We start from the raw sequence: 12,322 nt of genomic DNA on the forward strand, positions 1-12,322 counted from the left end.
ACGTCTTACCTGTCTGACAACTAACTAAATAGTATCACAATTCAATTTTTTTGTCAAGAATTAGCTGTTTTTACTAGCGTCTGCTTCCTCTTTTTCAAAATCACCGTTGAGTATGGTTTCTAAATCAGATTCTTCAACTAAAACTTCGCGCGGTTTACTGCCCGCATAAGGTCCTACAATACCATCTTCTTCCATAGTATCAATAAGTCTTGCAGCGCGTGAATGGCCAATATGAAGTCTTCGCTGCAGCATTGAAATTGAGGCTCTATATTTAACAACTAATTTTACTGCTTCTTCATATAATTCATCTTGTTCATCATCTATAGATAATTCTACTTCTTTAATGTCATCTTTTTCTATCTTATATTCTGCTGTTGCCTGGTCTTTAACAAAGGAAGTAATGTCAGATATTTCTTCATCTGTTAGAAAAGCGCCTTGTATTCGCTGTGGTTTCTGCATTCCAACAGGTGCAAAAAGCATATCTCCTTTTCCTAATAATTTTTCAGCTCCACCCATATCTAAAATTGTGCGTGAGTCTGTTGCAGATGAAACCGCAAAAGAAATTCTGCTTGGAATGTTTGCTTTAATAAGTCCTGTTATTACATCTACTGAAGGTCTTTGAGTTGCAATAATCAGATGAATCCCTGCAGCTCTTGACATTTGAGCCAATCTACAAATATTATCCTCTACTTCATTTGCAGCTACCATCATCAAATCTGATAACTCATCAATGATCACAACTATATATGGCATTTTATCCTCTGAATCATCAAGTTGTTTATTATATGAATCTATACCTCGGCTTCCTGTCTCTGAAAAAAGGTCATAACGATTTTCCATTTCCTCCACTACCAGTTTCAATACATTAGCAGCTTTTTTAGGATCAGTAACTACAGGTGTAATTAAATGGGGTAGTCCCTGATAAATATTCAATTCTACCTTTTTAGGGTCGACTAAAAGTAGTTTTACTTCCTCAGGAGTAGCTTGATATAAAATACTGCTGATTAAAGTGTTAATACAGACACTTTTACCAGAACCAGTTGCTCCTGCGACCAATAAATGAGGCATTTTAGCCAGGTTAAAGACTGCTGTATCACCATCAATACCCTTACCTAAAGCAAGTGTTAATTTATCTTCCGCCTTCTGAAATTCTTCTGAAACAACAACATCTCTAAAAGAAACAGTAATATCATTACCATGTGGAACTTCAATCCCAACAGCTGCTTTACCGGGTATTGGTGCTTCAATCCTCACATCACGAGCTGCCAGGGCAAGAGCAATATCATCAGATAAGTTTACAATTTTACTGACTTTTACACCGGTTGCTGGCTGAATCTCATAACGAGTAATTGTGGGACCATGGTTAACATTAATCACCTTAGCTTCTACCCCAAAACTATTAAGTGTATCCTCTAATAGTTCGCTTTTATTTGCTAATTTTGCTCTCTTTTTGCCTGAATCATTTAATAAAGAAATACCCGGCAATGTATAGTCTCCGTGTTTTTCTCCCTGATCATTAATATTTTTAGATTGATCTTTGCTGATATCAAAATCCTCAGTTATCTCTTTATTTTTATTCGCTTCGTCCGCAGATTTGTTTTTACTCTTTTTGTCTTTTCTATCTTTTTCTTTCTTTTTTTCATTATCTTTATAGTTTTTCTTTTTATCAATTTTAGTTTGCTTATCTTCTACTTGCTTATTTTTTACTTGCTTCGCTTCTGCAGGGTTATCGGCTGCATAATTTTTATCTGAATTTATTTCATTTTTATTCTTAGATTCCTTGCTTTCTCTTTTTTCGTTAAACTTAGCAAATATATTAAATCTTCCCAAAGATAAATTGCTGAAAAATGAAATTATTTTTTCTTTTGATTTTTTTATTGCATTATTAATTGAAATTAAACCTGCTTTAGTTTTCTGAAAAATATTATGTAAAAATAAATCAAAAAGCAGCAAAATACCAACTAATAATAAAACTGAAAGAATGATATAAGCACCATTAATAGCAAATAACTCTACTAAAAAGTAAGTAATTGCGCCACCAATTATACCGCCAGCTGCGTTTTCTGGTGTATTTAGAAAAAAACGTCCACCTTCATTTAAATTTAAAATAGAGATAATTGCTATAAAAGAAATTATAAGTCCTAAAAACTTAGTCGAAAATTTAATTTTTTTGGACCGAATTAATTGAATCCCCCAATAGATAAATAAAAGGGGCAAAATATAGCTGCCGCTCCCAACTAAAAAATAATAGCCTTTACTCATATAATTGCCTAATAAACCTGCAGATTTATTAAAGATTGCAAAATAACTGATTGCAGCAAAGGTAATTAAAAATAGACCCAAAATCTCATTTTTTCTTTTTTCAATTTTAGGATCATTTTTTTGATCGCTCATCTCTGCCCCTCCTTAAGAATTATCAAAACTTTAATTTATCATATCAAATTTATAAAAATAACCACTGCAGCTACCAGCCAGCAGTAATAACTAAAGTAATTCAATTTTTTCTCAGCTAAAACTTTAAGTAAAATTTTAATTGCTAGATAGCCTGAAATTACAGCTGAAAAAAAACCAAGAATAATTATCTTTAATTCTAGATTAAATGTACCACTTTCAATTACATTTAAAAATTGTAAAAATCCAGCTCCTCCAATTACAGGTATGGACATTAAAAAAGAAAATCTAGCTGCGGCTTCTCTATTTAAACCCTGAAATAAAGAGGCTGCAATTGTAGAACCCGAGCGTGAAATACCAGGAATAATAGCAAAACTTTGAGCTAAACCAACTAATATAGGCTGCCAAAATTTTAATTCTTCTACTTCTTTTTCTCCACCGTCAATTTTTTCTGTAATATATAAAATGAGTCCTGTCACAATCAGCATTAATGCTGTTAAATAGGCATTTGCAAAAAGATTTTCAAAAAAATCTTCAAATAAAACACCAATAATTCCAGTTGGTATAATTGCAAGTAAAATATAAAATGTCTCTTTTCTTTTTTCTTTTTTAAATAAAATCATATCTTTAATATCCTGCCAAAAAATAATAAAAATCGGAATTAAAGTCCCAATATGTAAAATTACATTAAATAATATCTGATCTTCTCTAATATCTAAAAAGCTTTGAGCAATAACTAAGTGGCCAGAACTGCTGACCGGAATAAATTCAGTCAAACCTTGAATTAATCCTAAAAATATAGCCTGAAAACTATTCAATTTTTGTTCCTCCTTCTAATCATTATAACACACTCAGAAACATATGTTCAAATTTAAAACCAGCTGCTTTTACACAGCTGGTTAATTTAATCTTAGTTTCTATACTTCCATAATCACAGGTAAAATCATTGGATTTCTTTTTATTTTTTGATAAATATAATTATTAAGCGAATTTTTAATAGTGTTTTTGAGCACTGACCATTCTGTAACATTGTTTTCTTCACAGTCTTTTAGTGCATCTTCAACACGTTGAGTAGCAGCTTCAATTAATTCTTCAGATTCTCTAATGTATACAAATCCTCTGGTAATAATATCTGGACCAACCAGTATATTACCATGTTTATCAATTGTAACTACAACTATAATTATGCCATCTTCAGATAATAATTTTCTATCTCGTAGTACAATGTTTCCAACATCACCAACACCTAGACCGTCAATTAGTACATCACCGGATTGAACATTATAATCCTTACTAACTTTTTCATCAGAGAAATTAATCTTATCTCCAACATCAGCAATATAAATGTTCTCACTTGGAATACCATTCTTTTCAGCCAGATCAGCGTGTTTATATAAATGTCTATATTCTCCATGCACCGGTACAAAGTACTTTGGCTTAACGAGATTTAACATTAATTTTAATTCTTCCTGACTTGCATGTCCAGAAACATGGACACCAGAAACATCTTCGTAAATTACATTGGCTCCTCGGCGGTAGAGTTTATTGATAGTTTCTCCAACTAGTTTTTCATTACCAGGAATAGCAGAAGCAGATATCATAACTGTATCTCCTTCTTTAATATTAATATGATAATGATCTCCTCGGGCCATCCTTGTTAGAGCAGCATAAGGCTCTCCCTGACTTCCTGTAGTCAGTAAAGTAACTTTACTATCAGGTAGATCAGAACAATCTCTAATATCAACAATCATATCATCAGGAACCTGCAAATAACCAAGTCTCCGAGCAATATCTACATTGTTGAGCATGCTGCGTCCAGTAAATGCAATCTTACGATTATATTTAAAAGCCGCATCTACAATCTGCTGAACTCGATGAATGTTAGAGGCAAAGGTTGCAATGATAATTCTTTCTCTTTCATCTCTAAATATCTCATCCACAGTTTCTCCTACTACTTTTTCGGAAAGAGTATAGCCTTCACGTTCAACATTTGTACTATCAGAAAATAGGGCCAGCACTCCTTCTTCACTATCTCCTAGTTCAGCCAACTTATGAAAATCTGCAACTTCTCCATCAATTGGAGTCTGGTCAAACTTAAAGTCACTGGCATAAACTATTTTACCTAATGGAGTATCAATAGCAAGAGCACAGGTATCAGCGATACTGTGATTTACACGTACAAATTCTACTCCAAAATTCCCAATCTGATATTTCTTGCCTGAGTTCACTACTTTTAATCTGGTATCTTTTAATAAACGGTGTTCCTTTAGATTACCTTCTAGTAGACCCAGTGTTAATTTAGTTCCATAGATAGGAGCATTAATTTCTTTTAACAGATACGGTAAACCTCCAATATGATCTAAGTGTCCATGTGTTAGAACAATTCCGTTTATTTTATCCTTGTTCTTAATCACATAATCATAATCAGGGATTACCAGATCTATTCCGAGTAAATCATTTTCTGGAAATTTAACTCCCGAATCAATTATCAACATTTCATCATCAATTTCCAGAACCCACATATTCTTTCCAATTTCTCCTACTCCACCAAGTGTAGTCATCGAAACATTTTTTATTTTATTGTTATCATTCATTTAAAAAACAAAACACCTCCATAGTATTTTAAAACAAAACTTAATTCATCACTTTTCATATTCTTTGATTATCATTTGTCTTATTAGACTTACTTAAAACTAATTTAATCTATCAATTTAACTAAAATTTTGACATAAAAAAATTGCTTAATTCTACCTGTAAAATTAAAAAATTAAGAAACCCGTCCAAATCGTTAATACTATTATACATAGTATTGAAATAAAAAACAAGCAGAATTAAGCTTTTATAATTTTTAGACTAAATCATTTTCTATTAAATATTCTGCAATCTGGACTGCATTTAAAGCAGCACCCTTACGTAAGTTATTAGCAGTCAGCCAGAGATTAATACCACTTTCTACAGAATTATCTCTTCTTATTCTACCTACTAATACATCATCATTATTTTCAGTATCAATCTGCAGCGGATATTTTTCTGCAGCTGGATCATCTATCACTGATACATTTTCAGTCTGCGCAAATAGTTCCTTAATATCTTCTATCTTAAAATTACTGTTTAATTCAATATTTAAAGATTCACCATGACCAAAAATTACTGGTATCCGAACACAGGTTGCTGTAACCGGCAGTTCAGGATTATGTAGTATTTTATGAGTCTCATTGATCATTTTCATTTCTTCTTTAGTGTAATCATTATCTAAAAAGATATCAATCTGTGGAATCGCATTAAAGGCAATCTGATGATTGAAATTATCATTTTTTATTTCTTCCTTATTTAAATAAGACTTTGTCTGTTCTATTAATTCGTCAACTGCCTTTTTCCCTGCTCCTGATACAGCCTGATAAGTATTAATTACCAATCTTTTTAAACCATATTTAACAGCAAGGGGTTTTAATAGCATTACCATTTGAATAGTTGAACAGTTAGGATTAGCTATAATCTGTTTGTGATTTTTTAAATCCTCTCCATTTACCTCGGGTACTACTAAAGGGGCATCAGAATCCATTCTAAAAGCATTACTGTTATCAATTACTATTCCCCCAGCGCTTTTAACCTGAGGCGCTATTTTTTTAGAAACTCCACTACCTGCAGAAAAAAGTGCAATATCTATGCCCTCAAAAGTACCTTCTTTTACAGTTTCAACAGTTAACTCTCTATCTTCAAATTGAATTTTCTTGCCTTCTGAACGTTCAGAGGCAATCACCTTTAGTTCATTAATTGGAAAATCCCTCTGGCTTAAAGTTTTTAACATCTCTCTACCTACTAAACCTGTTGCACCTACCACTGCTACATTATACTTTTTCATAAATTTCTTCTCCTTTCTCAACTACAGGGCGTCCAAAGTAATTTGTTCCCCAGACACCAATGATTATTAAGACTGCTCCAACTACTTGAAATTTAAAAAATGGTTCATTTCTTAAAACTACTCCAGCTACTATGGAAACAACTGTAGTTAAATTTGCAAATACAGCTGATTCTGCTGCTGTAATTTTAGACAGGGTATAATTCATCATAAAAAAAGCTACTACCGATGATAAAACTCCTAAATAAATTACAGATATCATAACATCTTTGTTTGATAACAAACTAAAATAACTTGTTAAATTAAAGTTTTTTTCATAAATTGCGATTAAATTAAATAAGAAAGCACCAAAGCCCATCATCACATATGTAATTTCTACTGGGCTAAACTCTAAAGAAAGCTGTCTTGAAATTATGTTATAAAACCCAGCTGCAATTACTGCGCCTCCTAATAAAAGCAGACCTAAATAATTACCTTCAATCGGGGATGCACCTCTATTAAAAATAATAAAAAAGACTCCTCCAACTGATAGAGCAACAAAAACACTCTGCAAAAAGGTTGGCCTTTCATTTAAAATTATCGCTGCAAGTATTGTAACAGCTACAGGTATTAATGCTATCATCATCCCCGCTTCTGAAGATGTTGTATATAACATGCCTGTAGTCTCACAAATAAAATAAATTCCCGGTTGAAATAATGCTAAAAGAAAGAGCTTTTTTAAATTTTTCCCTTTTAAATTGATATTTATTATACCAATAATTCTTAAGATACTCAAGGAAAGAAATGCAATTGCAAAACGAAAACCAAGTAAGTGGAAAGGAGTCATTAACTCCAATCCCTCCTTGGTAAGTAAAAATGAAAAACCAAATATTGAGCTAAATACTAATCCAGCCAGATAAGGAAAATACTTTTTATATTTAAGCATCCTCACTCACTCAATTCTTTGGAGGCCAGGGACCATAATACTGATAGTATTGAGTCTCTACCCCACCATTATATAATTTTCTTCTTTTACTTGCCTCTTTCCCAAATATTTTTTCAAATTTGGAATGAGATGTAATTATATAGTAAGACCAGGTTTCAAGCTCTAAAAACTTTTCTCCCATCAATTTATATAATTCTTCTACTTCTTCTTTTTCGCCCATTCTTTCACCATAAGGTGGGTTAGTTATAATATAACCGTATTTACGATTAGTTGAAAAATCTTTAAACTCTTGTTCCTGAAAATGAATTATATCATCAACTCCGGCCTGCTGAGCGTGATAGCGAGCAATACTAATTACTTCCGGATCATAATCATATCCCATTATTAAACGGGGCTCCACATTTATCTTTTTAGCTTTTTTAGCTTCAACCCTAGCCCGGGGCCATTCAAAATCATCAAATATAGGCCATTTTTCGGAATTAAATTTCCTCTTTAAACCTGGAGCCTGATTTTTTGCCATCATAGCAGCTTCAATTAAAATAGTACCTGAGCCACAGAAGGGATCAATTAAGATTCTATCCTGATCCCAGCGGCTTAAATAAACCATCCCTGCGGCAATAGTTTCTTGAATAGGCGCAGTAACAGATAATTCTCTATAACCTCTTTTGTGAAGGCCGGTTCCAGAACTGTCAATTGTTAAAATAGCCCGATCCTTATATAAGGCAAGTTCGATTGGGTAAAGTGGGCCATCTTCATCAAACCAATCTGTTCCATAGTCTTCTTTCATAGAGTCAACTATAGCTTTTTTTGTAACTGACTGACAGGTAGGAACACTGTTTAATTTAGAGCTGATTGATTTAGCACTAACAGGAAACTCTGCATTTTCTGGCAGCCACTGAGACCAGTTTAAATCTTTAACTCCATCATAAAGTTGGTCAAAGTCTCTAGCTTCAAAATCTCCTATTTTAACTAAAACTCTCTCAGCTGTTCGGAGCCAGAGATTAGCTCTAGCAATTGCCTGCAGATCACCGATAAAAGTAATTCTTCCATTTTTTACCTCAGTGATTTCATACCCCAAATCGTTTATTTCTTTTTTAACTAATGCTTCCATCCCAAAGGTGCTGGTTGCCATCAATTCTATTTTATCCAAAAAAATTCTCTCCTTTTATTTACTACTTCTATTTATCTTTTATTTAGCTTTTATTCAGCTTTTATTTAAATTTAACTCCCACATCTTTTAAGTCTGCCTTTATCTGGTCAACCTGATCTGGGTTAACTGCATTTGTACCAGCCAGGATAACATTAGTTTCAAATCCGTTTTTAGCACTATCTAAGGCAGTATATTTAACACAGTAATCAAAGGCAAGGCCTACTATATCAACTTCTTCAATTTCCAGAGATCTTAGCAAACCTGCTAATCCTAAATCAGTACCATCATTATCCTGAAAAGCTGAATAACTATCTACTGCTTCAGCTTTACCCTTGCGCAGTATATAATCAAAGTGTTTTGTCTTTATTTCTGAATTAAATTCTGCTCCTTCAGTTAGTTCAACACAGTGGTCTGGCCATAAAACAGGCCCTAAACCCTGGTCATCGCTGTAAGGAGTGAAGGGTTCTTGATTATGATTAGAGGCAAAACTTAAATGTGAGGCAGGATGCCAATCCTGTGAAGCAACAATTACCTTATATTTATCAGATTCTAACAGTTCATTAACTTTTTCATTAATTTCGGATGCATTTGGAACAGCTAAAGCACCTTCTTCATAAAAATCATTCTGTAAATCTACAGCAATTAAGGCTTTAGCCATAATTATCACCTCTTTATATAAGATTAATATCAAACAATTAAAATTTTATTTTAAAATCACTATAATCTCCTAGTTCTTCTTCATTAACCTTTAAATTATCAACCCTGGCATAAGAAGGCCCTTCTTTAAGTTTTTCTAACATTTGAGCTATTTTATTTTTTTCCCCCTGAAGTACCACTTCAACTCTACCATCAACTAAATTCTTAGCCCAGCCTTTTAAATTTAAAACAGCTGCCTCTCTTCGAATAAAAGCTCTAAAACCTACTCCCTGCACTTTTCCGGATATAAAGATGTGCTTCTGTACTTCTTCTGCAGCCATCTTATTTACACCTCCATTTGATTACATTATACATAGGATTATAATCTGTGGCAAATTATTAGTCTAAATATTGATTTACCCTTAGTGCTGCTTTAGCTCCCTCAGCAGCTGAAATAATAATCTGCTTATCAATAATATCTGTAACATCACCGGCAGCCCAAATTCCTTCGACTCCAGTTTCATTTTTTTCATTGATTAAAATTTCTTTTTGTTTATTTGTCTTTAGTATATTTTGAGCAAAATCACTATTTGCAATCAAACCAATTTCGATGAATAAACCATTAATATCTAGTTCCTCAGATTTATCATCAATTACATCTTTAATTATAATTGACTCCAGTTTGTCCTCACCAATTATTTGATCAACAGTAGTTGAAGTATGAACAGTTATACTTTCATTTTTCTTTATTCTTTCCTGTAGATATTCGTCTCCCATTAACTTATCCTGAATCTCTAATAAATCAACTTCACAGCCAATATTAGCTAGATCTAAAGCAGCTTCTAGACCAGAATTTCCTCCACCAACTACAGCCACTGGCTGACCTTTATATAGGAAAGCATCACAACTGGCACAGTAATGAACTCCTTTACCAGTTAAAACATATTCCTGTTTCATACCGAGATGACGTTTTTGAGCTCCAGTTGCTATAATTACTGATTCAGTTAAATATTCTTTGCCGTTGTCGGTCTTTATTACCTTTTTCTGACCTTGATCCTCAATTCCTACTGCCTCTTCCCCGATAACTGTTTCTACATCATATTTAGCTATATGATCCCAAAAATCATAAATTAGATTAGCTCCAGTAGTATCAGCCTTGCCAAGATAATTATCAATTTCGTTAGTAGTAATTACCTGACCTCCTATATCTTTAGTTAATAAAAGCAGATCGATTCCTTTACGAGCAGCATAAAGAGCAGCATTTAAAGCAGCAGGACCTGCACCTAAGATTACAAGTTCCCATTCTTTAATAGATAAATCTTTTGCTTCTCTACCAATTAATTTGTTGAATTCACCATTTTTTTCCAGGTCTATAAGATCATCATATCCCCCAAGACTCTGATCATTAATAATTATTTGAGGTACTGTTTTTCCATTAGTTCTTTCTTTCATTACCTCATAATTATCTCCTTCTTCAATATTGATTTCTTCAAATTTTAAACCCTTACTCTTTAAAAAAGCTTTAGCCTTTTTACAATATGGACACCATTCTTTAGAATATACTTCAATTTTTAGTTCTTTAGACATCATAAATTCCCCCTATAATTTTATATTCTTATTTGACATAAGTACTAGTGAATGTTAATATAAATATGGTTATTAGAAAACAAAATAAATTCAAATACTTTAATTGAGGTGAAATTAAATGGCAACAGTTATGGAATATGCGGAAGACCTTGCAGAAGCAATTGTTGAATCACAAGAATTTCAAGAACTAAAAGAAAAAGAAGAAACAATGGTTGAAGATGAAGATGCAAAAACAATGCTGGATGAACTTAATGCTAAGTATCAGCAGGCACAAATGATGCAGAAGAATGGTCAGCAAATGAGTGATGAGCAAAAGCAGGAATTACAGGTAATGGAACAAAAAATGAAGAAAAATGATAAGATTTCTGAATTCTATGAAGCTCAGAATCATTTTAATCAGTTAATGAATTCTGTAAACCAGGTAATCACACAGAAACTTCAGGGTGAAGAACAAGCTGAAGACGCTGAGTAATTAATAATATAATTGAATTTGAACAGAACCGCAGTCAGCTGGCTGCGGTTCTTTGCTTTTTAATTTACATTATTCCCGGCTTTATAGCCCGTGGAAAAAGCAATCTGTAAATTATAGCCCCCTGTCATTGCTGCTAAATCTATTACTTCTCCTGCAAAATATAAATCTTCCACTAGTTTTGATTCCAAAGTCTTAGGATTAATTTCTTCTGTATTAACTCCACCTCTGGTAACGATTGCTCTTTCAAAACCTTTTTTAGCTCTTATATTCAATTTCAAACCCTTTAATAAGTGTATCAACTCTTCCCTTTCAGCTGCAGTAATCTGGTTTACTGTTTTTTGGTAATCTATAGACGATAATTCTAAAATGATTGGAATCATCTTTTGGGGTAACAAGTCATCCAAACTATTACCAAAATATTTATTGCTGTACTTCTCAAAATCTCTTAAAATTCTTCTATCTAAACTCTGATAGTCAAGAGCAGGCTTTAAGTCAATCTCTATTTGATAAGCTTTAGGATCTGAATCTATAAACATTGATGCAGAAATTATCAAAGGTCCATCTAAATAATTATTTCTGATTTCTAAATCTCCAAATTCACTGTAAACCTCTTTTTCCTCTTTTAATAATTTTAAATCTACATATTTTAATTTTAAGCCTTCTGCCTGATATATCCAATCTTCTTTGGTTTCTAATCCACATAGTCCCGGTTCCGGTTCTATAATTTGATGACCTAAATTTTGAGCAAGTTGAAAACCACTGCCATCAGAACCGGTTTGAGGATAAGCACTGCCTCCAGCTGCTAATATTATTTTAGCCGCTTTGAGCTGACCCTGATATTTTAATTTAACTCCTACAGCTTTATTCTTCTCAGTCAAAATTTCTACTACTTGATCCTGAATTATTTCAACATTATGTTTGAATAATTCTTTTTGTAGTACTTTTAATACATCTTGTGATCGATTTGATTTTGGAAAAACCCGATCTCCTCTTTCGATTTTTAGTGGTAAGCCAAGTCCTTCAAAAAAATAATAAAGTCGATAAGCATCAAATTCACCTAAAGAACTGTACATAAATTCTGGGTTATCAATAATATTATTTAGGTGTTGATTTAAATCAGAATAATTTGTTAAATTGCAGCGCCCCTTACCGGTAATTAATAATTTTTTACCCAGATTTTTATTTTTATCAATTAAAATCACTTTATTTCCATTTTTAGCAGCCTGCAGAGATGCCATCATCCCTGCTGGTCCACCACCAATAACAACTACTTTAGTCAAAATAGAACTTCCTTTCCTCTAA

Annotated in this window: 11 protein-coding genes; 1 reads left to right on the forward strand and 10 read right to left on the reverse strand. The window is 32.7% G+C overall.

Translation table 11 applies throughout. The annotated features are described in order from the left end of the window. Positions 1-60: 60 nt before the first annotated feature. The 9 genes from HSACCH_RS05745 to HSACCH_RS05785 form a co-directional block, all read right to left on the reverse strand. Complete coding sequence (locus HSACCH_RS05745; RefSeq protein ID WP_005488542.1) at positions 61-2,394, reverse strand: FtsK/SpoIIIE family DNA translocase; 2,334 nt, start codon at positions 2,392-2,394, stop codon at positions 61-63. A 38-nt stretch (positions 2,395-2,432) separates the two neighbouring features. Next, entirely contained in the window at positions 2,433-3,209 is a 777-nt protein-coding gene (locus HSACCH_RS05750; protein ID WP_005488543.1) for an undecaprenyl-diphosphate phosphatase, read from the reverse strand. 99 nt (positions 3,210-3,308) lie between these two features. Further along, complete coding sequence (locus HSACCH_RS05755; protein WP_005488544.1) at positions 3,309-4,985, reverse strand: ribonuclease J; 1,677 nt, start codon at positions 4,983-4,985, stop codon at positions 3,309-3,311. 254 nt (positions 4,986-5,239) lie between these two features. Further along, positions 5,240-6,253: an aspartate-semialdehyde dehydrogenase gene (locus tag HSACCH_RS05760; RefSeq protein WP_005488545.1), complete on the reverse strand. Its 1,014-nt coding sequence runs from the start codon at positions 6,251-6,253 to the stop codon at positions 5,240-5,242. Next, positions 6,240-7,175, reverse strand: a complete 936-nt coding sequence (locus HSACCH_RS05765) for a DMT family transporter (protein WP_040477164.1) — start codon at positions 7,173-7,175, stop codon at positions 6,240-6,242. The genes HSACCH_RS05760 and HSACCH_RS05765 overlap by 14 nt, the downstream gene beginning before the upstream one ends. A 10-nt stretch (positions 7,176-7,185) precedes the next feature. Continuing rightward, entirely contained in the window at positions 7,186-8,325 is a 1,140-nt protein-coding gene (locus HSACCH_RS05770) for a THUMP domain-containing class I SAM-dependent RNA methyltransferase (RefSeq protein WP_005488547.1), read from the reverse strand. Between the two features lie 61 nt (positions 8,326-8,386). Next, positions 8,387-8,983: a bifunctional nicotinamidase/pyrazinamidase gene (gene pncA / locus HSACCH_RS05775; RefSeq protein ID WP_005488548.1), complete on the reverse strand. Its 597-nt coding sequence runs from the start codon at positions 8,981-8,983 to the stop codon at positions 8,387-8,389. Positions 8,984-9,020: 37 nt separating this feature from the next. Then, the gene (locus HSACCH_RS05780) at positions 9,021-9,302 is read right to left on the reverse strand and encodes an acylphosphatase (protein WP_005488549.1); all 282 of its coding nucleotides are present in this window, start codon (positions 9,300-9,302) and stop codon (positions 9,021-9,023) included. Between the two features lie 58 nt (positions 9,303-9,360). Next, positions 9,361-10,548, reverse strand: a complete 1,188-nt coding sequence (locus HSACCH_RS05785) for an FAD-dependent oxidoreductase (protein WP_040477166.1) — start codon at positions 10,546-10,548, stop codon at positions 9,361-9,363. Positions 10,549-10,666: 118 nt separating this feature from the next. Between HSACCH_RS05785 and HSACCH_RS05790 the strand changes: the two genes are divergently transcribed. Then, positions 10,667-11,020: a YlbF family regulator gene (locus tag HSACCH_RS05790; RefSeq protein ID WP_005488552.1), complete on the forward strand. Its 354-nt coding sequence runs from the start codon at positions 10,667-10,669 to the stop codon at positions 11,018-11,020. A gap of 59 nt (positions 11,021-11,079) precedes the next feature. On the opposite strand, the gene HSACCH_RS05795 is transcribed toward HSACCH_RS05790, so the two are convergent. Beyond that, a complete protein-coding gene (locus tag HSACCH_RS05795) occupies positions 11,080-12,300 on the reverse strand; it encodes a BaiN/RdsA family NAD(P)/FAD-dependent oxidoreductase (protein WP_005488553.1) in 1,221 nt (406 codons plus the stop codon). Positions 12,301-12,322 lie beyond the last annotated feature (22 nt).

Source organism: Halanaerobium saccharolyticum subsp. saccharolyticum DSM 6643, assembly GCF_000350165.1.
In the GTDB taxonomy this organism is placed as follows: Bacteria; Bacillota; Halanaerobiia; order Halanaerobiales; family Halanaerobiaceae; genus Halanaerobium; species Halanaerobium saccharolyticum.